The organism is Pseudomonas sp. CGJS7, from assembly GCF_036961695.1.
In genome coordinates this window covers 34,906-60,944 of record NZ_JBAMDI010000006.1, presented here as the reverse complement: position 1 = coordinate 60,944, position 26,039 = coordinate 34,906, and the positions used below count along the sequence as shown (strand labels likewise).

Here is a 26,039-nt window from a genome sequence, read left to right as displayed (position 1 = left end):
TCACAGGTTCAGTTGGAACTCGGCCGGTTCGGCCTGGACCGGACGCGGCTCGGGTTCGGCGCCGCGCAACTCGGCCACCGGCAGGCGGATCCGGAACTCGGTGTACGCGCCCAGCTTGGTCGCCAGCGAAATCGTTCCCGACATCGCCCGCACCTGCTTCATCACCAGGTCCATGCCGACGCCATGGCCGGCATCGCGGTCGTGGGCTTCGGCGGTGGAGACGCCGGGTTCGAAGATTTTCAGGATCAACTCGCGGTCGCTCAGGCCGATCGCCGCGTCGTTGCTGTATTCGCCGGCGGCGATCAGCGAGGCGCGCACGCGTTCGGCATCGATGCCGCGGCCGTCGTCGCGCGCCACCAGTTCGATCTGGCGGCTGCCGAGCAATTCGGCCCGGAACGAAATCGTGCCGACCGCGGGCTTGCCGATCCGCAGCCGCTCCTCGATCGGCTCGATGCCGTGCGCGACGGCGTTGCGCAGCAGTTGCAGGCCGACCGTGCGCAGCGAATCGAGCTGCTCCGGCGGCAGCCGGTCGAACGCGTCCAATTGCGCGTCCACCCGCACCTGCTTGGCCTGATCGCGGGCGATCCGCGCCGCCAGCGAGCGCCAGCCCTCGATCGATTGCTGCGAGGGCTTGGCCGCGCCCTGCCCGGCCACGACCCGGCCGCCGGAGATGCGGTCGAGAAAGTCGCGGATGGTCGCTACGCATTCGAACAGATCATCCAGATGCACGGTCATCCGCACCATGTCGCTGCCCTCGGCGCTGCCGCGGTCGCGCACTTGCACCAGGTCCTGTTCGAAGTTGTGCGCCAGCGCTTCGATCATTTCCAGATTCAGCGCCGCCGCCTCGCTCTTGAGCGAATGCACGTCGCGGAAGATCGCGTTGACCAATTCGCTATAATCGGTGCCGCTGCGGCGCGCCGCGGCCTGGCGCAGATCGTCGTTGACCCGCTCCAGCACCGTGCCGATGCGGTGCAGGAACACCCGCACCTCGGTCGACTCGCGGCTGAGCACGCGCAACAGCCCTTCCATTTCCTCGCGGGTGCGGGTCTTGGCCGCGGCGACTTCATTGGTCAGGCGCACGCGCTCGCTGGCGTCGGACACGGTGACCAGCAGATAGACGGTGTCGTCCTTGTCCTGCACCCGGTTGAACTGGAAGTTCAGATAACGCGGCAAGGGCTGGCCGCGGCCGTCGCTGCCGCCGGCCACCGGGACTTCGGACAGCGGATTGAGGCTGGCGACCAGTTTTTCCTTGACCCGCTTGCCGAACAGCAGGCCCAGATAGTCGCGGGTCGCCTCCAGCGTTTGCGCCGCCACCATCGGCCGCAGCACCTCGATCAAGTTCATGCCCGGCTCGACCCGGCGTTGCATGACCTGCGGCAGCGAGTTCGACATCTGATCGCCGACGGCCAAGTCCGGCGTCACCAGGAACAGGCCTTCCTTCACCGTGGCCAGGATGTCGTCGGTCTGTTTGCGCGAACGCGCCACCGCACGATCGCCGATCATCAGGCCGCGGAAGGCGAACAAGGCGGTGAACAGGAAGTTCAGCAGGATCAGGCCGGCGCCCAGATTCTGGGTATCGCGCAGCTTGCGGTTGGCCTGCTCGGTGATTTCGGAGGAACTGTCGACCAATCGGTTCATCGCCGCGTACAGGCGGACGTTGTGGCTGCGCGCGTATTCGATCGCCAGCGCCAGTTGCTGCGGATCGGGATTGGCGCTCTTGAGGATCGGCGCGATCGCCGAAGCGTACGGCGCCCACAGCACCGCGATCTCCTCGTTGATCCCGGCGATCTTGTGCGAACCCGCGCCGGCTTTCAGCGTCGCCTCGCCGTCGCCGCCGGACGCGCCGCCCTCGCGGAAGGTCCGCACCGCGTCGCTGATCAGCTGCGATTCGGCCTTGAGCGTGCGCCGCAGCGCCGGCTGGACTGCGCGGCCGGCGGCCAGATCGTGCTCCATCTCCAGCATCGAGCGCAGCACGATCTGCGAGGCGCTGCGCTGGGCGCCGCTGAGGTTGCGCGCCTGGGTGCCCTGGGCGATCTGGCTCGACAAGCGCAAGCTGACGACGATGACCGCCGCGGCGATGACCAGGAACAGGCTCACCGCCAGAATCAGGAAGAAGTAGCGTTTCCACACACTGTTGCGGGCCTGCTGCATTGGGGCACTCCCGCGCCGCCGCGATGGAGCCGGCGCCGCTGCTGGGTCGGATGGATGCGGCGCGCCCTGGGCGAACCGCGATGCGGCTTGCCCAGGGCGACGTCCGTGAGTTGAGAACCGGCGCGCATCGGCCCGAGGGCCGCCGCGCGCCGTCGCTGTCAGAAGTAGATCTGCACGCGCACTTCGGTGATGTCCGGATCGGCCTTGACGCCCAGGCGCTGGCTGTCGACACGCACGTAGTTGGCCTGCAGCTTCAGATGCCGGCCCAGGTACCAGTTGGCGCCGAAGGTCCAGTCGCTCTGGCGGCCGCCGCGCAGGACGCCGTCGTTCAGATCGACCCGGCTGTAACGCAAGGCCAGTTCGACCGCGCCGTAAGCGTTGGCGGGCTTGACGTTGCCGAGCGCTGCGCTCTTGTAGCTGCGCTGTTCGCCGGTCAGCATCCACGCGCCGAACAGGTAGTAACCGTCGGCGCGATAATCGGGCTGACCTTCGCGTTGCACGTCCATGCGCAGGTACTCGCCCTGCGCCAGCCACGGCCCGCGCTGCCACAGACCTTCCACGCCGACGCGGTCGATATGCTCGACGTTGCCCAGCGCGCCGGAATCGACCAGACGCCGCGCGGTCAGGAACGCTTCCGGACGCACCCGCACCCGGGCCAGATCGTCGTCGCGCTTTTCGGTCGACGCGGCCAGGCCCAGGTGCAGCACCTGATCTTCGCTGCGGATCGGATTGAACACCACCCGCGCGGCCAGGGTGCGACCGTCGTTGTCGCCCTGCAGATCGCCGCCGGTCATCAGCGCGGCGTTGAAGTACCAGCCCGGAATGCGCTCGTAAGTCCAGTCCACGCCCAGACGGCGGCCCTGATAGACCATCGATGCGGCCAGCGAACGCTCCAGGAACGTGGTCGCGTTGGAAGCCACCGCGCCTTCTTCGAAACCGACCGGGGTCTTGAACTGGCCGATGCGCAGATCGCCGCCGCGCTCGTTGGAGAGCTTGAGATAATTGTCCAGCCAGACTTCGTTCTTGAAGTCGTAGCCAACCGAAGCTTCGAAAATCCCGGGCTTGCGCAGATAGAGACTAAGTTCCTGGCGCCGCCATGCATCTTCTTCCACCGCGTTGCCGGGCAACGAGTCTTGCTCGAAACGGTTGTAGTCGTAAGCCAGGTTGCCCTTGAGGCCGACTTCCCAATCCGAGCCCAGGCTGGCCTTGACCGGCCATTCGCCGAGCAGGCTGTATCCGGTATCGCCGGCCATCGCCGGTGCGGCGAACGCGAGAATCGCGACGCCCGTCATTGCGTATTTGATAGTCATTGCATTTCCGTTGGCGCATCGCCGGCGACGCGAATCGTCGCGGTATCGATGCGGGTGGTCGATGCCCGCCATCGCGCGGGACGCGAAGCGTTCGCGAGGTTGCGCGATCTGCGTTGCCGATGCAGCGGGCGCGGCATCTTAATCGCGGCGACTGTCGCCAACCTGTCCTGATCGCTGGCACGGCCAACCGCGTGCCCTGCAACGAACAAGGCCCGCAACCGAAGTCGCGGGCCTTGCTTGTCCATCGGACCTGTGCGCGGCTCAGTTGACGTCGATCACCACCACGCTCATCCACGGCACGCTGACGCTGATCCGCCCTTGCGAGAACGCCGCCGCGTTGGCGACCTTGGCCGGCGGCTGATACTGCGCGCCGCTGGCGAAGTTGGCCGGGTCCATGCCGCGCGCATAGCGCCAGGCCGTGTAGCGGCCGCTGACGGTGCCGGTCAGGGCGATGGTGGCTTGGCGGTCGGTGGTTTCGGACTTGTTGATCAGCACGATCTTCTTGGCGTTGTCGGTCGCGAACACTTCCAGATCGGGCACCTGGGTACTGGCCGCGACCATGTACTGGCCGTAACGCCGCGACCACGCGCCGCCGCTCCACGCCGAAACGCCCCAGTACGCCGGCAACCGCATCTGCTTGCCGGCCGGCTGATCGTTGCGGTCGCTGCCATCGGTGAGCAGGCCCAGCGGGCCGTTGTTGTCCGAATAGTGATAGGCGCGGCCACCGGCGCGCAGCACATGCCCGATCACCGAAGCGGTGTGCACGGTGTTGCGCGAGGTGTAGAACGAAGCGCGCCACTGCTCGCCGTACCACGGGTTGTAGTTGAACTCGCCGAGCTGGATGGCGACGCCGCCGGCGCGGGCGCCGAACGCGCTGTCGATTTCGGCGCGCAACCAGGCGATGGCCGCGCCGTAATCGGTGGTGGTCGCCAGATTGCCCAGCGGGCTGCCGCTGCCGTACTTATGGAAATCCACCACATCGGTGTCGGCGTGGCTGGCGGCGAAGAACTGGCGGAAGTCGCCGAACTTGTAGTCGGCCCAGGTCACCAGCGACGGGCCGGCCAATGCCAGCTTCTGCGCGCTAGCCGCGCGCATGGCCACGGCGATGGCGTGGAAACCGTCGCTGCCGTTGCCGCCGTGGATATACGGCGGCATGCCGAAGCCGTTGTCGGGCTCGTTGCCGATGATGTAATCCAGCACCGGGCCGCCGCGCTGGCCGCCGTTGTCGTTGAAGTAGCGCACCAACGCGGCCGCGTCGGCGGCGCGGATGTCGTTGTCGTTGCTGGTGCCACCGACGGCGATCATCGGAATACCGTTGATGCCCTTGATCGCGCGGATGTAAGCCTCGCCCTCGTTGCCGCCGTGGATGCCGCCGGCCGCCGAGCCGACCTGGCCGTCGTGGTGGAACAGCGGAATCCGCCACACCAGCGGGCCCAGATCGCCCAGGTACTGGCGCCATTGCGCGCTGTTGGGGCCCTTGATCAGATTGCTGCCGCCGTCGGCGTAGGTCGACACGGTCGAGCCCAGCGAATACGCCGAGGTGGCCCGGCCGCGAGCGGTGAAATCGACGAACACGCTGGCGGCGGGCGCGGCCTTGCCCGCCCGTTCGGCCGCGGCGGCCGGAGCGACTGCGGCCAATGAGGCCAGAGCGAACGCCACAGCGCGCTTGAGCAAGCGGCCGGCCGCGTGCGCGCGGCCACGCCGGAAACAACGATTGGATGCGATAAGCATTGGAAATCCTTGCGCTGGGTAAAAGAACGCCGCGACGGCGCGCAGCGCCGCGCCGTCCGGCTCGTGGAAAGACGTTTTGTTCGCGCGTGCGCGGCCCTGCAAGCAGCCGCGACGGGATCAGGGCAAGGCCGACACGCGCACGTAGTCGATGGTCATCGTGCTGTTGAGCGCGGGATCGGGCGTGCCGGCATAGGAACCGACGGCGATGTTCAACAGCACCGTCGACGGCGCCGCCGCGGGCACCGCGTACGGCAAGGTCCGCACCAGGCGTCCGTCGACGTAGAACGAGGCGGTGGCGGTGGGGCCGCTGTTCCAGCGCACCTCGTAGACATGCCACTGGGTCGGATCGATCGCGTACTCGCCGCCCTCGCCCGAGGTCGCGGTGTGCACGTGATACTCCGGGCGCCAGCGCGAACCGTTGAGGCCGTTCTCCATCAGGTCGAGTTCGCCGTAGCGCGGCCATTCGGCTTCGGGTTGGCCCAGGGTCCAGATCGCCGGCCACGCGCCCGACTGCCACTTGGACATCTTCGCCCGCACCTGCACACGGCCCTTGGGGTGGGTCTGCCGGCTCATCAGCCGCGCTGAGGTGTAGGCGTAGCCGTTGTAGTTTTCGCGGCGGGCAGTGATCACCAACTGGCCGCTGCCATTGAGCCGGGCGTTGTGGCCGCCATCGGTGTAGCACTGCGCTTCGGCGCCGTTGCCCCATTCGCAGCCGGTCTGCTGCTCCCATTTGGCCGGATCGGGCTGAGTGCCGGCGGCGCCGTTGAATTCGTCGTTGAACAGATACGTCTGGGCCGCGGCTTGGCCGCAGATCAGCAACGACAGTGCGCAGACGATGCTGCGGCGGCGGAAGATCGGCTTGGAGCGCTGCGGCATGGTGCGGAGATTTCCGAGAGGAGGTCGCCCGCGACGTTAAGGCGCGAAGCTGTCGCTCACCTGTCGAATCGGTCGCGATGGTGGTCCGCGCTTGTGCGGGTTGTCGAAAGCGCGATGCGGCTCGCGGTTCGCCGTTGACCGGATCGGGCGGCGGAGTGCGTCGAGGTCGAGGCCGGTGGAGCAAATCTCCCCCGGCCCCTCTTTTCCAAAGAGGGGAGACAAGCGGTTGCGTCGCAGCTTGCCGACTCGTTCGCAAGCCCCGAAGCGGAGCCGCTCCCCAAGCGACCCGCGCCGGCGCTCCCCTCTTTGTAAAAGAGGGGCTGGGGGAGATTCGCTCTTTCCTCCACCACCCCGCGACCCAACCGGCCAGCCCCATCGCTACCGCCGCGCGACACACCGATGACAGCCACAAGACTGCCATCTGCACAAGCTAGGGTCGGCACTCCCCCACCAGTGCGAGCCGACGCCATGCACGATCACGATTCCTTCCGCCGCCGTTTCCTCCGCCAGTCCGGCAGCGCCCTGGGCCTGGGCGCGCTCGGCGCCGCCCTGCCCGGCTTGCCCGCGCTCGCCGCCGGGCCGCATCCGATCACCGCCGAATCGGCGCGCCCGCAATTGCCGTACGGCCTGCAGTTCGGCGATGTGAGCCAACGCGGCGCCACGGTGTGGGCACGCAGCGACCGGCCGGCGCGGATGCTGGTGGAGATCGGCGACGACGAAGGCTTCCGCCGCGCACTGCGCCTGCGCGGCCCGCTGGCGACCGCGGCCAGCGACTACACCGCGCGCCTGGACGTGCCGATGCTGCCGGGCCCGGCCCAGCGCAAGGTCCGGGTCGCGTTCGAAGACGCGCGCAGCGGCGTGCGCAGCGCCTGGAGCGAAGGCCGCCTGCGCGCCGCGCCCTGCGCCTTCGGCCACGGCCGCGGCCGGCCAGTGCGCTTGGTCTGGGGCGGCGATGTCGCCGGCCAGGGCTGGGGCATCAATCCGGAGATCGGCGGCATGCGCATCTTCGAAGCCATGCGCCAGCGCGACCCGGACTTCTTCCTGCATTCGGGCGACACCATCTACGCCGACGGCCCCATCGCCGCCGAGGCCAAGGCCGAAAACGGCCGCATCTGGCGCAACCTCGTCGCCGAAGGCGTGCACAAGGTCGCCGAGACCCTGGACGAATACCGCGGCCGCTACCGCTACAACCTGCTCGACGACAATCTGCGCCGCTTCGCCGCGCAGGTGCCGCAGCTGTGGCAATGGGACGATCACGAAGTGGTCAACAACTGGTCGCCGTCCAAGGACCTCAGCGCCGACCCGCGTTATACGGTCAAGGACATCGACGTGCTGGTGCGACGCGCGCGTCAGGCGTTCCTGGAATACTCGCCGCAGCGCCGCCACGGCGGCGACGCGCGCAATCAGCGGATCGAGCGGACCATCCATTACGGGCCGCTGCTGGACGTGTTCATGCTGGACATGCGCAGCTATCGCGGACCCAATACCGACAATCTGCAAATCGCCGCCGGCCCCGACACCGCCTTCCTCGGCCGCCGCCAATTGCGCGAACTGGCCGAAGGCCTGCGCCGCTCGCGCGCCACCTGGAAGATCGTCGCCGCCGACATGCCGCTGGGATTGCACGTACCCGACGGCACCGACGCGCAAGGCCGGCCGCGCTGGGAAGCCGTCGCCAACGGCGACAACGGCCTGCCGCGCGGACGCGAACTGGAATTCGCCGAACTGCTGCACGCGATCCGCGACGTCGACAACGTGGTCTGGCTGACCGCCGACGTGCACTACTGCGCGGCCCACTACTACGACCCCGGCCGCGCCGCGTTCCAGGACTTCTCGCCGTTCTGGGAATTCGTCGCCGGCCCGCTCAACGCCGGCTCGTTCGGGCCCAACGCCCTGGACGGCAGCTTCGGCCCGCAGGTGGTGTTCCAGAAAGCGCCGCCGTCGCCGAACGCTTCGCCGCTGGCGGGCTATCAGTTCTTCGGCGAGGTCAATATCGATCCGGACAGCCGCTCGCTCAGCGTCGATCTGCGCGACCTGGAAGGCACCAGCGTTTTCCGCAAGACCTTGGCGGCAAGCTGAACCGCGAACGCCCGCGATCGGTTCGCTCACACGCGAACCGATCGCCGGCGTTCGACCAGCGCGCTGCCCACGCACGGCGCAAAGCGACGCAACGCGTCGCACCAATCGATCGCTGCGCGCCATCTATCGCCAGCCTGTCGCCGCATCGCCATCGGCGCATCACGCGCACTGCACATAGCTCACCCAAACTCACGGCCGAGCGCCGATCGCGCACAGACGATCGCATCGCTATTTGTCGCTCATCGCGCTTCACAACTGCGATCACACATCGACAATAACCCTGAAATCAAGGCGAATTCTCGACCACGCAAGACACGGACATAAATCCGTCGATACAGTGCGCGCGCGATGGATTATGTGATAGCTCGCGCTGCGCAATGCGATACGCATCGCTACTTCGACACGCAAACTCGCGCGATCGTTGACCGATACGACACCAGGACGTAACACTGTCTTGGCAATTTTTATCTGACTATTTCGTCGCAACCGCCGACAGCGCGCATACCGATTACAACTAACGCGCAGCTACCGTTCGGGCCGGTACGTTTCATACGCGACTCATTCTTCGCGACACGGAGCACGTCCATTGAAGAAGTTCAGCAGCGACCGCGTTCGGCCTCAAGGTCGAACGATCTTCCACTCGTTCGGCGCCAGGCCGCGCATCCGTCACGGGCGCGGATTGATGCCTCCGGAACGCTGTCGCCCATGAGTTGCGCGCGCTGACCCAACCCGCGCGCGGCCTACGTCGCGGTTTCCGATTCGCCCGCGCCCGCGTTTTCGCGACCGGCGCGGATCGGCGATCGCATCACGCGCGGGATCTGCCGTGGATCGCACTATCGCCGGCAGCCGCGGCCGCGCCGCCGTGCGCGGTCGGCGCGCGCCCTCATTCCCGTTTTCGACCTCGCCATTCCCTTCCGCTTACGAGATCGCGCCCATGATTTCCTCGTTGAATGTTCCCGGACGCAAGACCCTTCCCGCCCGCGGGCGGCCCTGGAGCGAATTGCAGGAAGCGCTGTCGGATCTGCGCAGCGACGATGCCGATTGGCGCCACGGGCGCGGCTCGCTGCATGTCTATTACGCCGGCGAAGACGTGCTCGATGTCGCGCGCCGCGCCTATGCCATGTTCATCAGCGAGAACGCGCTGGCGCCGACCATGTTCCCCAGTCTGCGCAAGATGCAGGACGATCTGGTGCAGATCTCGCTGTCGCTGCTCGGCGGCGGCCGCGACGCCTGCGGCACCGTCACCTCCGGCGGCAGCGAGAGCGTGATGCTGGCCGTGCGCAGCGCCTACCGCGCCTTCCGCGCCAAGCGCCCGCAAGTGCGGCGCCCGCATCTGCTGCTGCCGGCCAGCGCGCACCCGGCCTACGATCAGGCCGCCGAGCTGATGGGGCTGGACGTGATCCGGGTGGCGATCGGCGGCGATTACCGCGCCAATGTTCAAGCCCTGGCGCAATGCATCGAGCACGAGACGATGATGATCGTCGCTTCGGCGCCGTCGTTGCCGTTCGGGATGATCGATCCGGTCGAGGAACTCGCCCGCGTCGCCCGCGAACGCGAGGTGTGGTTGCATGTGGACGCGTGCATCGGCGGTTTTCTGGCGCCTCACGTGGCGCGCTTCATGACCGGCGTGCCGCGCTTCGATCTGGGCATCCCCGGGGTGCGCTCGCTGTCGGCGGATCTGCATAAGTTCGGCTACGCCGCCAACGGCGCTTCGGTGGTGCTGTACGCCGACGCAGAGGATCAGGCGCATCAGTTTTTCGAGTACAGCGATTGGCCCAAAGGTCTGTACCGCACCGAAACCCTGTCGGGCACCTTGCCCGGCGGCGCGGTGGCCGCGGCCTGGGCGGTGATGCATTACCTGGGCGAAACCGGCTATCGCACGCTGGCGCAGCGGGTGATGCATTTGCGCGATCGCTACATCGAAGGGATCGAGCGCATTCCCGGCCTGCACGTGCTGGGCTCGCCGCATCTGAGCGTGATCGCGTTCGGTTCCGACGAATACGACATTCACGGCATCGGCGATGCGATGCAGCAACGCGGTTGGCATATCAGCCGGCTGACGCATCCGGCGGCGTTGCATATGACGGTTACCCCGGTGCACGACCAGGGTGTGGATGCGTATCTGGAAGATTTGGAGCGTTGCGCGCAGCGGCGCTACTGACTTGCTCCCTCTCCCGCTTGCGGCGCCCGAAGGGTGTGCAAGGCTGAGAGGGCTGGGGTGAGGGCTGCGAGACTTCGAGCAGCGCGCCCTCATCCGGCCCTTCGGGCCACCTTCTCAGCCTTGCACACCCTTCGGGCGCCGCGAAGCGGGAGAAGGGAATAGCTTTTTTAGCTACGCAGCTTCAATGCGCGGTTCACACCCAACGCCGCCATCGTGCACACCGCGCCGGAAAGCAAATACACGCCGATGAACCCCAAGCCGAAGTGCGCGCTCAACCCCAGCGCCACCAGCGGCGCGAATGCCGCACCGATCAGCCAGGCCAGATCGGAAGTCAGCGCAGCGCCGGTGTAGCGATACTTGGAGCCGAAGTTGGCGGTCACCGAACCGGCGGCCTGGCCGTACGACAAGCCCAGCAGCACGAAGCCGATCAGGATGAACGCGTCCTGCCCCAGATCGCCCGAGGCCATCAAGGTCGGGGCGAAACCGCTGAACATCGCGATCGCCGCGGCCAGCGCGGCCAAGGTGCGCGGACGGCCGAAACGGTCGGCGATCCAGCCCGAAGCCACCACCGCGATCGCCGCCAGACAGGCGCCGACGATCTGCACCACCAGGAACTGGCTGACCGACTGATCCGAGTACAGCAGGATCCACGACAGCGGGAAGATGGTGACGATATGGAACAGCGCATAGCTGGCGAGCGCCGCGAACGCGCCGATCACCACGTGCCGGCCCTTGGCGCTGAACAATTCCAGCACCGGGGTCGGCTCCAGCTCGTGCTCGCCCAGCTCGCGCTCGTACTCGTGGGTGACCACCAGACGCAGACGCGCGAACAGCGCGACCACGTTGATCGCGAACGCGGCGAAGAACGGATAGCGCCAGCCCCAGTCGAGGAAGTCGCTGCGCGGCAGCGCGGTGTTGAGATAGGCGAACAGCGCCGCGGCGATGATGAAGCCGGCCGGCGCGCCGAGCTGACCCAGCATCGCGTACCAGCCGCGCCGTTCCTTGGGCGCGTTCAACGCCAGCAACGACGGCAAGCCGTCCCAGGAACCGCCCAGGGCGATGCCCTGGCCGAGCCGGAACAACGACAGCAGCACGATCGACAACGGCCCGATGCTGCCGAAGCTGGGCAGGAAGGCGATGCCCGCAGTGCAGGTGCCGAGCAGGAACAGCGCGATGGTGAGCTTGGTGCTGCGGTCCCAGCGGCGCTGGATCCACATGAACAACACGGTGCCGAGCGGACGCGAGATGAACGCCAGCGAGAAGATCGCGAACGACCACAAGGTCGCTTCCAGCTTGCCCAGGTGCGGGAAGAACACCGACGGGAACACCAGCGCCGAGGCGATGCCGTAGACGAAGAAGTCGAAGTATTCCGAGGTACGCCCGATCACCACGCCGACCGCGATATCGCCCGGCGCCACCTCCGCGTGCGCATCGGTGCTGTGCACCGAGACGGTCTGGGACGGATCGGGATTGGCCGGGTTTGCGTGATTTGGCGTATGCATCGTTGATTCGGCTGTAGTGCGTGGCGCGATCGGGCCTGGATGGTTTGCGCAAACAGGCGGATACGTTCAGTTAAAGCGGTTGCGGTTGTTACAGGACAGAAACGATTTACCAGACGGGCCCGCCGAACCACTGCGACGAACCTTACCTATCGTCATTCCCGCGAACGCGGGAATCCAGCGACTTCAGGCGTTCTCGCACGAAAGGCCCTGGATGTTCGGCTCCGCCGAAGTAAAGCGGAGCCCGCCTTCGCGGGAATGACGGTTTCGGGGCGGCGCGGAGACGACGCGAAGACGACACGTCCACCCAACAGCCATCGCCCCGAACCCGGCAACGCGGCTAGCTTCCCACCACCCGCCCGCCGCTGCCATAGGACAAAACGTCCAATCGTCGTCACAGTCCGCGACGCCTAAAGTGGCGCCCATCGCCGCGGCTGTCGCGGCCTTGCCGTGCAATCGCGTCAGGTTGATGAACGCTATCAAATCCCTGCTAAAACCCCTGCTCCTGGCTGCGGCGCTGCTGCCGCTGGCGGGCTGCAATACGATCTTGCTGAACGCGCCCGGCGACGTGGCCGCTCAACAGGGCGATCTGATCATCGTCTCCACCGTGTTGATGCTGCTGATCATCGTGCCGGTGATCGCGCTGACCTTGTTCTTCGCCTGGCGCTACCGGGCCTCGAACAAGGCCGCGGTCTACAAGCCCGACTGGGACCACTCGACCCAGCTGGAGCTGCTGATCTGGGCCGCGCCGCTGCTGATCATCATCGTGCTCGGCGCGATCACCTGGGTCAGCACCCACACCCTGGACCCGTATCGCTCGCTCAACCGGATCAAGGCCGGCCAGCCGGTTCCGGCCGACGTCAAGCCGCTGGTGATCGAAGTGGTCGCGCTGGACTGGAAGTGGCTGTTCCTCTATCCCGAACAGAACATCGCCACGGTCAACGAAATCGCCGCGCCGGTCGATCGCCCGATCCAGTTCAAGATCACCGCCTCCACAGTGATGAACTCGTTCTACATCCCCGCCCTGGCCGGCCAGATCTACGCCATGCCGGGCATGGAGACCAAGCTGCACGCGGTGATGAATCACCCCGGCAACTACGAAGGCTTCTCCGCCAACTACAGCGGCGAAGGCTTCTCGCACATGCGCTTCCGCTTCCACGGCATGAGCCAGGCCGATTTCGACGGCTGGGTCGCGCAGAACCGCGCCGCCAATAAAGTGCTGCAGCGCGCCGATTACCTGGAACTGGAACGCCCCAGCGAAAAGGAACCGGTCCGCCGCTACAGCGCGGTCGCGCCGGGTCTGTATCAAGCCATCCTCAACCGTTGCGTGGACTCCTCGAAGATGTGCATGGACGAAATGATGGCGATCGACGCCGGCGGCGGCCTGGGCCTGAACACCAATGCGCTGGCGCCGCGCCGTCGCGGCGATCTGCGCGGCGGCCCGGTGGTCGCCTCGGCGATGTGCGTGACCGAACCGACCGCCACGCCGAACTGGGGCGTCGCCACCCTGGCGCCCTGATCGCAAACCTTAGATTGCAACCGGCGCGCGCCATGCGCGCCGAGTCCGCTCGCGGACTTTTGGAGTGAAGATGTCCGACCCGTCCAACCAAGCCTCGCTGATCTTCGGCCGGCTCAGCTGGGACTCGATCCCGCTGCACGAACCGATCCTGATCGCCACCTTCGCCGGCGTCGTGCTCGGCGGCCTCGCCGTGCTCGGCGCGCTGACCTACTTCAAGCTCTGGGGCTATCTCTGGAAGGAGTGGATCACCAGCATCGATCACAAGAAGATCGGCATCATGTACATGATCCTGGGTCTGGTGATGCTGCTGCGCGGCTTCGCCGACGCGATCATGATGCGCCTGCAACAGGCCATGGCCTTCGGCGAGAACGCGGGTTACCTGCCGCCGGACCACTACGACCAGATCTTCACCGCCCACGGCGTGATCATGATCTTCTTCGTGGCCATGCCGCTGGTCACCGGCTTCATGAACTACCTGGTGCCGCTGCAGATCGGCGCGCGCGACGTGGCGTTCCCGTTCCTCAACAACTTCAGCTTCTGGATGACCGCCTGCGGCGCGGCGCTGGTCATGGTCTCGCTGTTCGTCGGCGAGTTCGCCAAGACCGGCTGGCTGGCGTATCCGCCGCTGTCGGGCATCGCCTACAGTCCAGGGGTCGGCGTGGACTACTACATATGGGCGCTGCAGATAGCAGGCGTGGGCACAACGCTATCGGGCATCAACCTGATCGCCACCATCGTCAAGATGCGCGCCCCCGGCATGTCGATGATGAAGATGCCGGTGTTCACCTGGACCTCGCTGTGCACCAACGTGCTGATCGTCGCCGCGTTCCCGGTGCTGACGGTGGTGCTGGGCCTGCTGTCGCTGGACCGCTACGCCGGCACCAACTTCTTCACGAACGATCTGGGCGGCAACCCCATGATGTACGTGAACCTGATCTGGATCTGGGGCCACCCGGAGGTCTACATCCTGATCCTGCCGTGCTTCGGCATCTTCTCCGAGATCGTCTCGACTTTCAGCGGCAAGCGCCTGTTCGGCTACGCCTCGATGGTCTACGCGACGGTGGTCATCACCATCCTGTCCTACCTGGTGTGGCTGCACCACTTCTTCACCATGGGTTCGGGCGCGAGCGTCAACTCGTTCTTCGGCATCACCACGATGATCATCTCGATCCCCACGGGCGCGAAGATCTTCAACTGGTTGTTCACCATGTACCGCGGCCGGATCCGTTTCGAAGTGCCGATGCTGTGGACGATCGGTTTCATGGTCACTTTCACCATCGGCGGCATGACCGGCGTGCTGCTGGCGGTGCCGCCGGCCGACTTCGTCCTGCACAACAGCCTGTTCCTGATCGCCCACTTCCATAACGTGATCATCGGCGGCGTGCTGTTCGGCCTGTTCGCCGGCATCAACTTCTGGTGGCCCAAGGCGTTCGGCTTCAAGCTCGATCCGTTCTGGGGCAAGTGCTCGTTCTGGTTCTGGATCACCGGCTTCTTCTTCGCCTTCATGCCGCTGTACGTGCTCGGCCTGATGGGCGTGACCCGCCGCATGAGCCATTTCGAAGACCAATCGCTGCAGATCTGGTTCGTCATCGCCGCCTTCGGCGCGGTGCTGATCGCCATCGGCATCGCCTGCATGCTGATCCAGTTCGCGGTCAGCATCCTGCGCCGCGACAAGCTGCGCGATACCACCGGCGACCCGTGGCAGGGCCGCACCCTGGAGTGGTCGACCTCCTCGCCGCCGCCGGACTACAACTTCGCCTTCACCCCGGTGGTGCACGACAACGACGCCTGGCACGACATGAAGCAGCGCGGCTTCCAGCGTCCGCAGGACGGCTTCCTGTCGGTGCACATGCCCAAGAACACCGGCGCGGGTATCGTCATCGCCGGCCTCAGCACGGTGTGCGCGTTCGCCCTGATCTGGCAGATGTGGCTGGTCGCGGGCGTGTCGCTGGCGGCGACGGTGATCGCCGCGATCGTCCACACCTTCAACTACAAGCGCGACTACTACATCCCGGCCGAGCAAGTGGCCGCGACCGAAGCCCAGCGCACGCAACAACTGGCCGCCGCTGTCTAGCGTTGGAAGTGAGCGGACAGGAGCGAGGAGCGAGTAAAGGCAAAGAATTCACCTTTGGCTCGCTTCGATCTCCTGCTCTGCTCGCTCCTCACTTCTCTTCGCTCACTTCTTGATCGCAACCATGTCCTCCTCTATCGCTCTCAATCAACCAGACGGGCGTCCGGTCTTCCTGGACGTACACGGCAAGCACCATCCGGAGAACGGCACCCTGCTCGGGTTCTGGCTCTACCTGATGAGCGACTGCCTGATCTTCGCCGTGCTGTTCGCCGTCTACGGCGTGCTCGGCCGCAGCTACGCGGCCGGCCCGTCGGGCGCGGATCTGTTCGATCTGCAACTGGTGGCGATCAACACCTCGATGCTGCTGCTGTCGTCGATCACCTACGGCTTCGCGATGATCGCGATGCAGAAGCGCAAGGTCGCCGCGGTGCAGGGCTGGCTGGCGGTGACCGGTTTGTTCGGTCTGGCCTTCCTTGGCCTGGAACTGTACGAATTCGCCCACCTGATCCACGAAGGCGCCGGCCCGCAGCGCAGCGCGTTCCTGTCCTCGTTCTTCGCCCTGGTCGGCACCCACGGCCTGCACGTCACCTTCGGCGTGATCTGGCTGGTGACTTTGATGGCGCAGGTCGGCAAGCACGGGCTCACCCCCGAGAACCGCCGCCGCCTGCTGTGCCTGTCGATGTTCTGGCATTTCCTCGACGTCGTCTGGATCGGCGTCTTCACCTTCGTCTATCTGATGGGAGTGCTGCCGTGAGTCAGCCCACCGCCACGCAACAGCAAGACCACGGCCACCACGACGGCCACGGCCACGACGATCACGGTCACGGCGAACACGACGACGGCGCCCACGGCAGCTACCGCAGCTACACCATCGGCTTCATCTTGTCGGTGGTGCTGACCGCGATCCCGTTCTGGCTGGTGATGGCCAAGGTGATCCCGAACTCCGGCATCGCCGCGTTCGTGGTGCTGGCCTTCGCGGTCGTGCAGATCGTCGTGCACATGGTCTACTTCCTGCACATGAACACGAAGTCGGAAGGCGGCTGGAACATGCTCGCGCTGATCTTCACCTTGGTGCTGGTGGTGATCATGTTGGCCGGTTCGTTGTGGGTCATGCATCACCTCAATACGAACATGATGCCGATGATGCACGACATGCGGAATATGCCCTGAGGCGGGATTCGGGACGCGGCGCTCAGCACTCGAACACCGCGTTCCTACCTACCGTCATTCCCGCGAAGGCGGGAATCCAGTGCCTTTCGTGCGAGAACGTTTGAAGTCGCTGGATTCCCGCTTTCGCGGGAATGACGGGCTGGGAAGATGACGCTGAAGTCTCTGGATTCCCGCTTTCGCGGGAATGACGTGCTGGAGAGATGCCGCTGAAGTCTCTGGATTCCCGCCTTCGCGGGAACGACGTTCTGGAAAGATGACGCTGAAGGCTCTTGGCCCTGGACTCCCGTCCCCGCCAGAGCGACGATCCACCCGCAGCACCCGCAACACCCTCAAGTCTCGCCCCAAGAGGCCCCTATGACCGCGAACCCCGCCAAGCGCCCCCGCGGACGTTTCGCCCTGACGGCTCTCGCGCTCGCACTGCTGGCGACCTTCATCGGCCTGATCGCTCTGGGCGGCTGGCAGATTCAGCGTCGCGCCTGGAAACTCGATCTGATCCAGCGCGTGGAAGCGCGCGTCCACGCGCCGCCCGGCGCCGCGCCAACGCAGTCCGAATGGCCGCGCATCGATGCGGCCGGATACGAATACCGCCACATCCGCCTGCACGGCCGCTACCTGCCCGGCCACGACACCCTGACCCAAGCGGTCACCGAACTCGGCCCCGGCTTCTGGCTGATCGCCCCGTTCCGCACCGACGACGGCCAGACCGTGCTGATCAACCGCGGCTTCGTGCCCAGCGCGCGCGAAGTCCCCGCAGCCGCACCCACCGACACCCAGATCGACGGATTGCTGCGGCTCAGCGAACCCGGCGGCGGTTTCATGCGCAACAACGCGCCCGCGCAGAACCGCTGGTACTCGCGCGACGTCGCCGCGATCGCCGCTGCGCGCGGCCTGCCGGACGTAGCGCCCTACTTCCTCGACGCCGACCGCGCCGCGCCCTTGCCCAGCGATCCCAACGCCGAACCGGTCTGGCCGGTCGGCGGGCTGACGGTGATAAAGTTTCCCAACAACCATCTGCAGTACGCGCTGACCTGGTTCGCGCTGGCCTTGATGGTGGTCGCGGCCGGCTGGCGCGTGGCCCTGGAAGAACGCCGGCTGCGCCGCGCCCGCGCGCCCGCCGCCGGCGGCAGACAATGAGGACGCCGATGCAGGACACCCCGCTCACGCAGTCCGACCAACGCTCGCCCGCGCCGCAATCGGGCCAGACCGCATCGCGCGACGGCACCGGCGTGAAGAACATGCACCAGCTGATCCAGTTGCGCTGGATCGCGGTGATCGGACAGGTCGCGACCATCGCCTTCGTCCACTTCGGCTTCGGCATCAAACTGCCGCTGATGCCGATGGCGATCGTGCTGGCCTGTCTGGCCGCGTTCAATCTGGTCAGCATGCTGCGCTGGCGCCATCGCGAAGAAGTCACCAACGGCGCGTTGTTCCTGGCCTTGCTGGTCGACATCCTGACCCTGACCGCGCAGTTGTACCTCAGCGGCGGCGCGGCCAATCCGTTCGTGTTCCTGTATTTGTTGCAGGTGGCGCTGGCGGCGGTGCTGCTGCGCACCTGGGCCAGTTGCGCGGTGGTGGTGGTGACCAGCCTGTGCTTCATCGCCCTGACCACCTTCGCCGGGCCCGTGGTGATTCCCGCCGACCCGACCCGCGGTCTGGCCGATCCTTACGTGCAGGGCCTGCTGCTGTGCTTCGTGCTCAACGCGATCTTGCTGGTGGTGTTCATCACCCGCATCGGCCGCAACCTGCGCGCGCGCGACGCGCGCCTGGCCGATCTGCGCCAGCGCGCCGCCGAGGAAGAACACATCGTGCGCATGGGCTTGCTCGCCTCCGGCGCCGCGCACGAACTGGGCACGCCGTTGGCGACGCTGTCGGTGATCCTGGGCGATTGGCGGCGGATGCCGCCGTTCACCCAGCAGCCCGAGTTGCTGCAGGAACTCGACGAAATGCAGACCCAGCTGACCCGCTGCAAGAGCATCGTCACCGGCATCCTGCTGTCGGCCGGCGAAACCCGCGGCGAGGCGCCGGCGCAGACCAGCGTGGTGCGGTTTCTCGACGATCTGGTCGAAGAATGGCGCGGCACCCGGCCGGTGCGCGGATTCGACTACGACAACGGCTTCGGCGAGGATGTGGCCATCATTTCCGATTCCGGGCTGAAGCAGATGATCTGCAATGTGCTCGACAACGCGCTGGAAGCCTCGCCCGGCTGGGTCGGGCTGGAGTCCTGGCGCGATGAAGACAAGCTGGTGCTGCGGGTCAGCGACGCCGGCCCGGGTTTCGCCCCGGCGATGCTGTCGCATTTCGGCAAACCGTATCAGTCCAGCAAGGGCCGCCCGGGCGGCGGGCTCGGGCTGTTTCTTTCGCTCAATGTGGTGCGCCAACTCGGCGGCAGCATCGTGCCGCGCAACCGCGAACCCAGCGGCGCGGTGGTGACGATGAGCCTGCCGCTGTCGGCGCTGAGCGTCGCCGAGGCCGACCATGACTGATCCGCGCGAACCGGAAACCGACCTCGACGAAGAACCGCGGCGGTTGTTGATCGTCGAGGACGACGCCGCGTTCGCGCGCACGCTCAGCCGCTCGTTCGAACGCCGCGGCTACATCGTCCACAACGCCACCCAGTTGTCGGAAGTGCAGACGCTGCTGCAAACCCATTCGCCCGGTTATGCGGTGGTGGATCTGAAGCTGGCCGGCGGCGATTCCGGCCTGACCTGCGTGCAAGCGCTGCACGAACACGATCCGGACATGCTGATCGTGGTGCTGACCGGTTACGCCAGCATCGCCACCGCAGTGGAAGCGATCAAGCTCGGCGCCCTGCACTATCTGGCCAAGCCGTCCAACACCGACGACATCGAAGCCGCGTTCGGCCGCGCCGAGGGCGACGCTTCGGTCGAGCTGACCGAGCGCCAGACTTCGATCAAGACCCTGGAGTGGGAACGCATCCACGAAATGCTGGCCGCGACCGACTTCAATATTTCCGAGACCGCGCGCCGGCTGGGCATGCACCGGCGGACCCTGGCGCGCAAGCTGGGCAAGCACCGGATCAAATAGGCCGGTCGCCCGGCCGGCGGATTTGCGGCCGGCGACAAGCCTTGTGCGGCATCGGCAAGTTTTGACGCGATGGATAAACCGCGCGGCCGCCGCCGCTGAACCAGTCCTCGCTAACGCTTTCTCTCGCCCGCTCCGCCCTCGCCGGCCGGCAGCGAAAACGTTGCACAACTGCATCCGCGCCCATGACCGCCCGGCGCCGACCGCTGCGTTAGTCCTGCTGCGACCCCCTGCAACGCCCGCCGCCCACACGGTTCGCGGGCCGGCGATTGACGGGTGGACCTCGCCGAAACGGACTCGCGCCAACAGGGAGGCTTGGATGGATTCGCCGGGTTGGGCCGTGGTGCCGTTGGGGCGAGCGCCGACATCGCTGCGCGCGGTACAAGCCGGTTTGGCGGCCTGCGCCGGCGTGCGCCTGTTGCCGGGCGGCTACCTGCAAGCGGCGCTGCGCGAGGCCGACGGCATCGTGCTGGTGCCCGGACGCGACGGCCTGGCCGAGGCGATCGAATGCGTCGCCGCGATCCGTCGCGAGCGGGCGCAGTTGCCGGTGGTGGCGGCATTGGAAGGGCCCAGCGAGTTCGAACTGGCCGAGTTGTTGCGCGCCGGGGTTTACGATTTCGTCTGCCTGCCCGCCGACGGCGCCGAATGGGGCGCGCGGCTGGCCCGCGCCAGCGCGCAGGCGCCCGGCCGCCACAGCGACAGCATCGAGCCGTGCACGGCCGCCGCCAGCGCCGACGCGCCGCAGATCCGCGGCTTCGTCCATGCCAGCGCCGCCAGCGCGGCGGTCGCCGCGCGCCTGCCGGTGCTGGCCAGTTGCGACGCCAGCGTGTTGATCGTCGGCGAAACCGGCACCGGCAAGGAAGTGTGCGCGCAGGCGATCCACTACCTGTCGGCGCGCTGCGACAAGCCCTGGGTCGCGGTCAATTGCGGCGCGATCCCGCTGGAACTGGTGGAGAACGAATTGTTCGGCCACGTCAAAGGCGCTTACACCCACGCCCACAGCGCCGGCACCGGGCTGGTGCGCGAAGCCGAGGGCGGCACCTTGTTCCTCGACGACGTCGATTGCCTGCCTTTGTCGGCGCAGGCCAAGCTGCTGCGTTTTCTGCAGGAACGCGAATACCGTCCGGTCGGCTGCAACACCGTGCACCGCGCCGATCTGCGGGTGATCGCCGCCAGCAACTGCAACCTGCACGCGCTGGCGCGCAGCGGCGGTTTTCGCCAGGATCTGTACTACCGGCTCAACGTGCTCAATCTGCACCTGCCGGCCCTGCGCCATCGGCGCGAGGACATCGCCCTGCTCGCGCGGCATTTCGCCGCCCATTTCGCCCGCGAATTCGGCCGCCACCGCCACGGCGCCGGCGGCCGCGACGGCATCGCCTTCTCGTCGGCGGCGATGGACCGGCTGCTGCGCCACGATTGGCCGGGCAACGTGCGCGAACTCAAGCACGTGGTCGAACGCGCGGTGCTGATGGCCGCCAGCCGCATGCTCGATGCCGACGACATCCAGATCGACAACGCCGGCGATCCCGCGCCGACGCCCGCTCGCGACGCCCAGCGCGACGATTCCTTCCGCGACGCCAAACAGCGCGTGGTCGAAGACTTCGAACGCGACTACGTCGAGCGTTTGCTCGCCGCCCACGGCGGCAACGTCACCCACGCCGCGCTGGCCGCGCGCAAGGATCGGCGCGCGTTTTTCGAGTTGATGCGCAAGTATCGGATCGAACCCGCGCGGTTCCGCTCGCTCGAGCACGAATCGGGCTGAGCTGGATATTCATTTCGCCGTAGCCCCGGCCACCACCATTCCCACCACCGTCATTCCGGCGAAAGCCGGAATCCATTTTGATCTTGCCGTTGCTTTAGCCGCAGACCTCGGCAGCAACAGCAACGTCAAAATGGATTCCGGCTTTCGCCGGAATGACGGTGTTGGGTATCGATGCAGGCATCGACCCAGTCGCATCAGGACGATTCCACCGCAGCACCAGGACGAAATCATCCTGGCCAGCGCACGCCGCAAATCAGCGACTTACCCACTCCCCCGTGATCGCGGTCGGCTTTCAGCCCGGATCAAAACATCCACCCGCCCTCGCCCGCATCCATCGCAACCCTTGCATATCAAGGGTTTTCATCCCCTCGCGAGCTTGGCATCGCTCTTGCGAAGCCTTACCCGCATAGAGGCTCGCAAGCGATGGATGAAGACTGCGCGGCATCGGCATGTGTACGCGGCTTGGCCGGCTATCTGCGCGCCAATCCGCAAGCATGCGATACCGCCGAGGGCATCCGCCGCTGGTGGTTCGACTCCGAACACGAGGTCGAGATGGAACAGTTGCAGGACGCATTGGACTGGATGAAACGCCGCGGCGCGATCGAGGAGATCCTCGCCGCCGATGGCCGCCGCCGCTATCGGCGGCTCGCCGACGACGCGCTGCTGGCGTCGCTGGCGCGCGCCGGACGGAGCGGCTGAGATGGCCAACTACCGCGCCATCGCCGCGATCAGCACCGCCCTGGCCGGTTTGCTGCGCGACCGCTATCCGCGCGAGGAATTCGGCAGCGGCCTGGACGTGAGCCTGTACCAGAGCCGCGATTTCGAGTCGCCGATGCAGGACGGGTTCTCGGTCTACCTCTACCGCACCGGCATCAACGGCGCGGTGCGCAACCTGAGCCTGCGCCGTTCGCCCGACGGCAAGCGCTTCCGTCCGTCGCTGCCGCTGGATCTGTACTACATGATCACGCCGTGGGCGCAGGACACCGAACGCCAGCATCGCATGCTCGGCTGGGCGATGCGCTTGATGGAAGACACCGGCGTACTCAGCGCCGGCCACCTCAATCACTACATGCCCGAGACCGACACCTTCGCCGCGCACGAAGGCGTGGAGCTGATCTGCGACCCGTTGAACCTGGCCGATTACCTGACCCTGTGGGACCGGCTGCGCCGGCTGCCGCCGTCGGCGACGTATGCGCTGCGGATGGTGCTGATCGATTCGGACGTGACCATCGACGACGGCGCCGCAGTCCAGACCCGTCGCTTCGAAATGGAGACCGCGGCGTGAGCGCGGTAATGGGCCAGGGCGAAGTATTGCAGCGCAATGCCGCGCTCGGCCTGCGTTTCTGGGACGTGGCCGCGGCCACCACCGCGATCGACGGCCTGGTGGTGGAAATCTACCCGCGCAGCGATCCGTTCGCGCGCAAACGCGCCCTGCCCAATCCCAGCGGCATCTACGTCGCCCACCGTCTGCCCTTGCTGGCCGCGTTCGAATTCGACGACAGCCAGCCCGCCGGACAGCCCTGGATCGACGCCGCCAGCGGCTCGCCGCCGCTGCTGCGCGGTTACCGGATCGAAGTCAGCGATCCGCAAGGCCGCTATCTGCCGATCGCCTTCGACGCCGAATTGCCGGTGCGCGGCCTGTTCGATTGGCTGGCGCCGTGGATCTCGCCGCCGCAAGCGCTGCTGTGGCCGGGCGACGCCGGCTCGCCGCCGCAATGGCTGATCCAGCGCATTCCCTTGTTCAGCGCGCCGCGACGCGCGCCGCCGTCGCCGCTGGCGGTGCTGTACGCGCAGATGCGCGAAACCGGCAGCAACCGCGTCGCAGCCTGGAGTCTGCTCGCGGTGAGCATCGCCGGACAGCGCCGCGGCATCGGTCTGGCCGACCGCGAAGGCCGGGTCGCGGTGATGTTTCCCTATCCCGAACCGCCGCGCGCGCCGCTGGCTTCGCCGCCGGCCGAGCGCGCCGATTTCGCCTGGAGCGTCGAGCTGGAAGCGTACTGGTCGCCGCTTTCGCCGCCGCCCGAACCGCCGCTGGTGCCGGATCTGGCGCAGGTGCTGATGCAGTTGTCGACGCCGTGCACGGTGCTGGACTCGCTGTCTTCGCCGGCACCGCGGCGGCGCCTGGATTACCGCCGCGCAATGACCGCCCGTACCGAGGGCCAGGGCGCGGCGGACGCGTCATGGCTGTTGTTGTCCACCGCATGAGCGCCCCGCGCCCGCGTGCCGTTTCGTCTGCGCGCTGTTTATCCGCCGTTCCTGGCAAGGAGAACTGCTATGTCTGAGTACCTGGCTCCCGGTGTCTTCGTCGAAGAAGTCTCCTTCCGCGCGAAGTCGATCGAGGGCGTCAGCACCACCACCACCGGCTTCGTCGGTCCCACCCGCTACGGCCCGCTCAACATCGAGCCGGAAATCGTCACCAGCCTGGTCGAGTTCGAGCGCACCTACGGCGGCCGCGACAAGCTGGTGTTCGACGGCCCGGTCGAGATCGACAACTTCATGTGGCACGGCGTGCGCGCGTTCTTCGAAGAAGGCGGCAAGCGCGTCTACATCAGCCGCGTGTTCACGCCGATCGACGCCACCGATGTGCGTCCGGGCTGCGCCCGCGGCTCGCTGCCCGGCAGCCCGGCGGCGCTGACGGTGTACGCACGCTTTCCGGGCCGCGCCGGCAATGCGCGGGTCGGCTTCGTGCTCAACGCCGGCCAGAACCTGCTGGCCGACGTGCCGGTGCCGGGCGGCGGCACCCTGACCGTGGTCAACTCATTGTTGCCGCGCGATGTGGTGTGGATCCGCGCGCGTCCCGGCGCGCCGTCGCCGGCTGTGGCGGATGGCTATTACCTGGCGCTGTGGGACGCCGCCAACGAAAGCTGGGCGTTCGTGTCCAGCGGCGAGGACATCAGCAGCGCCGAAGCGGTGCTCAGCGACCTGAGCGCGGCCGCCTACGAGTTGCGCGCGATCACCGCGACCGCGACAGTGCAGCCGCTCAGCGGCGGCGAGACCTTCGTCGCCGCCGATCTGGCGTTGGACCCGCGCCATCAACGCGCCGGCAGCCCGGATTCGCTGTTCGCCTATTTCGCCGAACAGCCGGCCAGCCTGAGCCGCGCGCGGACCGTGCCGATCGTGATCCGCGCCGACGACGTCGCCGCCATCGGCACCGGCACCGAATTGCTCAATGCCTTGTTCGACGCCGATCCCAACGCCTCCGCATCGCCGCCGCAAGGCCTGCGCGCGGCGCTGGAATCCGCCGACAGCACCCCGGCCGAACGCACCCTGGCGATCCTGCTCGACGACGGCAACGACGGCCAGCGCCCGTTCGCCTCCGATTACGAGGGCGCAGTCGACGGCGCCGACTGCAAGACCGGGCTGCGCCAGTTCGAGGATCTGGAAGACATCTCCATCGTCGCCGCGCCGGGCTCGACCTACGGCTACGGCGGCAGTTACGCCACCCATGCACCGTCGATCGTGCGCGCGCTGATCCGCCACGCCGAACGGATGAAGTACTGCATCGCCGTGCTCGACAGCGGCGACAACCAGTCGATCAGCGAAGTGCGGGCGATGCGCGCGCAGCTCGATTCCAAGCACGCCGCGCTGTACTACCCGTGGGTGCGCGTGCTCGACCCGCTGACCCAGCGCGAAACCCACATGCCACCGTCGGGTTTCGTCGCCGGCATCTACGCCCGCAACGACGTTAACCGCGCGGTGTACAAGGCGCCGGCCAACGAAGTCGTGAACCTGGCCCTGGGTTTCGAGCGTTTCCTCAACAAGGCCCAGCAAGAGGTGCTCAACCCCGAGGGCATCAACTGCTTCCGCTACTTCGAAGGCCGCGGCATGCGCCTGTGGGGCGCGCGCACGATCAGCTCGGACCCGGAATGGAAGTACGTCAACCTGCGGCGCTACTTCGCCTATTTGGAACGCTCCATCGACAAGGGCACGCAATGGGCGGTGTTCGAGCCCAACGGCGAGCAGTTGTGGGCCAACGTGCGCCGCACCATCGAGGACTTCCTGCTCAACGAATGGCAGAACGGCGCCTTGCTCGGCGAGAAGCCGGAGAAGTCGTACTTCGTCAAATGCGACCGCTCGACCATGTCGCAGAACGATCTCGACAACGGCCGGCTGATCTGCCTGATCGGCGTGGCGCCGCTGCGTCCGGCCGAGTTCGTCATCTTCCGCATCGGCCAGTGGACGGCCGACCGCAAAGTCTGATCGGAGAGCTACGACATGGCCATTTTACGCGACCGCCCGTACGTGCAGTTCAACTTCCTGGTCGACCTCGGCGACGGGGTCACCGACGGGCCGCAGGCGGGGTTCCAGGAACTCAGCGGCATCGGCATGGAAGTCACCGTGTCCGAGTACCGCACCGGCAACGCCAAAGAAAACAGCGTGATGAAAATCACCGGCATGAACAAATCCACCGACGTGACCATGAAGCGCGGGGTGATCGGTTCGCTCAATCTCTATCAATGGCTCGACCAGATCCGCAACGGCGATCAGAAGGCCATGCGCACGGTCACCATCCACCTGCAGAACGAGGACCACACCCAGATCGTGCAGACCTGGAAGCTGCTGCGGGCGCGGATGATCAAGCACACCAGCGGCCCGTTCAACGCCAAGGGCACCGACGTGGCGATGGAAGAGCTGGTGTTGGCGTACGAACGGCTGGAGATGGAGTAAGCC

General features: G+C 66.7%; 20 protein-coding genes. 15 read left to right on the top strand and 5 right to left on the bottom strand.

Annotated elements, in window-relative coordinates; translation table 11 throughout:
- From V7787_RS06065 to V7787_RS06050, 4 genes are all read right to left on the bottom strand, one after another.
- Positions 1–2,151 carry an ATP-binding protein gene (locus V7787_RS06065; protein ID WP_336086510.1) on the bottom strand — a complete coding sequence of 717 codons (2,151 nt, stop codon included), beginning with the start codon at positions 2,149–2,151 and terminating at the stop codon, positions 1–3.
- Between the two features lie 158 nt (positions 2,152–2,309).
- On the bottom strand, positions 2,310–3,461 hold the full coding sequence (locus V7787_RS06060) for an OprO/OprP family phosphate-selective porin (RefSeq protein ID WP_336086508.1): 1,152 nt from the start codon (positions 3,459–3,461) through the stop codon (positions 2,310–2,312).
- Positions 3,462–3,722: 261 nt separating this feature from the next.
- Positions 3,723–5,192 (bottom strand): hypothetical protein, encoded by a 1,470-nt coding sequence (locus V7787_RS06055; RefSeq protein WP_336086506.1) that lies wholly within the window; start codon positions 5,190–5,192, stop codon positions 3,723–3,725.
- 117 nt (positions 5,193–5,309) lie between these two features.
- Positions 5,310–6,068 (bottom strand): glycoside hydrolase family 16 protein, encoded by a 759-nt coding sequence (locus V7787_RS06050; RefSeq protein ID WP_336086505.1) that lies wholly within the window; start codon positions 6,066–6,068, stop codon positions 5,310–5,312.
- A 468-nt stretch (positions 6,069–6,536) separates the two neighbouring features.
- Between V7787_RS06050 and V7787_RS06045 the strand changes: the two genes are divergently transcribed.
- Positions 6,537–8,144 (top strand): alkaline phosphatase D family protein, encoded by a 1,608-nt coding sequence (locus V7787_RS06045; RefSeq protein ID WP_336086504.1) that lies wholly within the window; start codon positions 6,537–6,539, stop codon positions 8,142–8,144.
- Between the two features lie 934 nt (positions 8,145–9,078).
- A complete protein-coding gene (locus V7787_RS06040) occupies positions 9,079–10,305 on the top strand; it encodes a pyridoxal phosphate-dependent decarboxylase family protein (RefSeq protein WP_336086502.1) in 1,227 nt (408 codons plus the stop codon).
- Between the two features lie 167 nt (positions 10,306–10,472).
- On the opposite strand, the gene V7787_RS06035 is transcribed toward V7787_RS06040, so the two are convergent.
- Entirely contained in the window at positions 10,473–11,807 is a 1,335-nt protein-coding gene (locus V7787_RS06035) for an MFS transporter (protein WP_336086500.1), read from the bottom strand.
- Positions 11,808–12,273: 466 nt separating this feature from the next.
- Here V7787_RS06035 and cyoA point away from each other — a divergent pair, with 466 nt between their 5' ends.
- The 13 genes from cyoA (at position 12,274) to V7787_RS05970 (ending at position 26,036) form a co-directional block, all read left to right on the top strand.
- Positions 12,274–13,323, top strand: a complete 1,050-nt coding sequence (cyoA, locus tag V7787_RS06030; RefSeq protein ID WP_336086498.1) for a ubiquinol oxidase subunit II — start codon at positions 12,274–12,276, stop codon at positions 13,321–13,323.
- A gap of 100 nt (positions 13,324–13,423) precedes the next feature.
- Positions 13,424–15,397: a cytochrome o ubiquinol oxidase subunit I gene (gene cyoB, locus V7787_RS06025; RefSeq protein WP_336086655.1), complete on the top strand. Its 1,974-nt coding sequence runs from the start codon at positions 13,424–13,426 to the stop codon at positions 15,395–15,397.
- Between the two features lie 121 nt (positions 15,398–15,518).
- Positions 15,519–16,148: a cytochrome o ubiquinol oxidase subunit III gene (cyoC, locus tag V7787_RS06020; RefSeq protein ID WP_336086496.1), complete on the top strand. Its 630-nt coding sequence runs from the start codon at positions 15,519–15,521 to the stop codon at positions 16,146–16,148.
- Positions 16,145–16,564, top strand: coding sequence for a cytochrome o ubiquinol oxidase subunit IV (gene cyoD, locus V7787_RS06015; protein ID WP_336086494.1), 420 nt, complete (start codon positions 16,145–16,147; stop codon positions 16,562–16,564). Before cyoC ends, cyoD begins: the two co-directional genes overlap by 4 nt.
- 354 nt (positions 16,565–16,918) lie before the next feature.
- Positions 16,919–17,698, top strand: a complete 780-nt coding sequence (locus V7787_RS06010; protein ID WP_336086491.1) for an SURF1 family protein — start codon at positions 16,919–16,921, stop codon at positions 17,696–17,698.
- 8 nt (positions 17,699–17,706) lie between these two features.
- Positions 17,707–19,047 (top strand): ATP-binding protein, encoded by a 1,341-nt coding sequence (locus V7787_RS06005; protein WP_336086489.1) that lies wholly within the window; start codon positions 17,707–17,709, stop codon positions 19,045–19,047.
- Positions 19,040–19,609: a response regulator transcription factor gene (locus tag V7787_RS06000; RefSeq protein ID WP_336086487.1), complete on the top strand. Its 570-nt coding sequence runs from the start codon at positions 19,040–19,042 to the stop codon at positions 19,607–19,609. The genes V7787_RS06005 and V7787_RS06000 overlap by 8 nt, the downstream gene beginning before the upstream one ends.
- Positions 19,610–19,925: 316 nt before the next feature.
- The gene (locus V7787_RS05995) at positions 19,926–21,368 is read left to right on the top strand and encodes a sigma-54 interaction domain-containing protein (RefSeq protein WP_336086485.1); all 1,443 of its coding nucleotides are present in this window, start codon (positions 19,926–19,928) and stop codon (positions 21,366–21,368) included.
- A 423-nt stretch (positions 21,369–21,791) separates the two neighbouring features.
- The gene (locus V7787_RS05990) at positions 21,792–22,067 is read left to right on the top strand and encodes a hypothetical protein (RefSeq protein WP_336086482.1); all 276 of its coding nucleotides are present in this window, start codon (positions 21,792–21,794) and stop codon (positions 22,065–22,067) included.
- 1 nt (position 22,068) lies between these two features.
- Positions 22,069–22,653 carry a DUF4255 domain-containing protein gene (locus V7787_RS05985; protein ID WP_336086480.1) on the top strand — a complete coding sequence of 195 codons (585 nt, stop codon included), beginning with the start codon at positions 22,069–22,071 and terminating at the stop codon, positions 22,651–22,653.
- The gene (locus V7787_RS05980) at positions 22,650–23,573 is read left to right on the top strand and encodes a hypothetical protein (protein ID WP_336086478.1); all 924 of its coding nucleotides are present in this window, start codon (positions 22,650–22,652) and stop codon (positions 23,571–23,573) included. The genes V7787_RS05985 and V7787_RS05980 overlap by 4 nt, the downstream gene beginning before the upstream one ends.
- Positions 23,574–23,642: 69 nt before the next feature.
- The gene (locus tag V7787_RS05975; RefSeq protein WP_336086476.1) at positions 23,643–25,568 is read left to right on the top strand and encodes a phage tail sheath subtilisin-like domain-containing protein; all 1,926 of its coding nucleotides are present in this window, start codon (positions 23,643–23,645) and stop codon (positions 25,566–25,568) included.
- Between the two features lie 15 nt (positions 25,569–25,583).
- Positions 25,584–26,036: a phage tail protein gene (locus V7787_RS05970; RefSeq protein ID WP_336086474.1), complete on the top strand. Its 453-nt coding sequence runs from the start codon at positions 25,584–25,586 to the stop codon at positions 26,034–26,036.
- Positions 26,037–26,039 lie beyond the last annotated feature (3 nt).

Coding starts and splice junctions, on each gene's coding strand:
- V7787_RS06065 (WP_336086510.1), bottom strand. CDS start 2,151: ATGCAGCAGGCCCGCAACAGTGTGTGGAAACGCTACTTCTTCCTGATT.
- V7787_RS06060 (WP_336086508.1), bottom strand. CDS start 3,461: ATGACTATCAAATACGCAATGACGGGCGTCGCGATTCTCGCGTTCGCC.
- V7787_RS06055 (WP_336086506.1), bottom strand. CDS start 5,192: ATGCTTATCGCATCCAATCGTTGTTTCCGGCGTGGCCGCGCGCACGCG.
- V7787_RS06050 (WP_336086505.1), bottom strand. CDS start 6,068: ATGCCGCAGCGCTCCAAGCCGATCTTCCGCCGCCGCAGCATCGTCTGC.
- V7787_RS06045 (WP_336086504.1), top strand. CDS start 6,537: ATGCACGATCACGATTCCTTCCGCCGCCGTTTCCTCCGCCAGTCCGGC.
- V7787_RS06040 (WP_336086502.1), top strand. CDS start 9,079: ATGATTTCCTCGTTGAATGTTCCCGGACGCAAGACCCTTCCCGCCCGC.
- V7787_RS06035 (WP_336086500.1), bottom strand. CDS start 11,807: ATGCATACGCCAAATCACGCAAACCCGGCCAATCCCGATCCGTCCCAG.
- cyoA (WP_336086498.1), top strand. CDS start 12,274: ATGAACGCTATCAAATCCCTGCTAAAACCCCTGCTCCTGGCTGCGGCG.
- cyoC (WP_336086496.1), top strand. CDS start 15,519: ATGTCCTCCTCTATCGCTCTCAATCAACCAGACGGGCGTCCGGTCTTC.
- V7787_RS06010 (WP_336086491.1), top strand. CDS start 16,919: ATGACCGCGAACCCCGCCAAGCGCCCCCGCGGACGTTTCGCCCTGACG.
- V7787_RS06005 (WP_336086489.1), top strand. CDS start 17,707: ATGCAGGACACCCCGCTCACGCAGTCCGACCAACGCTCGCCCGCGCCG.
- V7787_RS06000 (WP_336086487.1), top strand. CDS start 19,040: ATGACTGATCCGCGCGAACCGGAAACCGACCTCGACGAAGAACCGCGG.
- V7787_RS05995 (WP_336086485.1), top strand. CDS start 19,926: ATGGATTCGCCGGGTTGGGCCGTGGTGCCGTTGGGGCGAGCGCCGACA.
- V7787_RS05990 (WP_336086482.1), top strand. CDS start 21,792: ATGGATGAAGACTGCGCGGCATCGGCATGTGTACGCGGCTTGGCCGGC.
- V7787_RS05985 (WP_336086480.1), top strand. CDS start 22,069: ATGGCCAACTACCGCGCCATCGCCGCGATCAGCACCGCCCTGGCCGGT.
- V7787_RS05975 (WP_336086476.1), top strand. CDS start 23,643: ATGTCTGAGTACCTGGCTCCCGGTGTCTTCGTCGAAGAAGTCTCCTTC.
- V7787_RS05970 (WP_336086474.1), top strand. CDS start 25,584: ATGGCCATTTTACGCGACCGCCCGTACGTGCAGTTCAACTTCCTGGTC.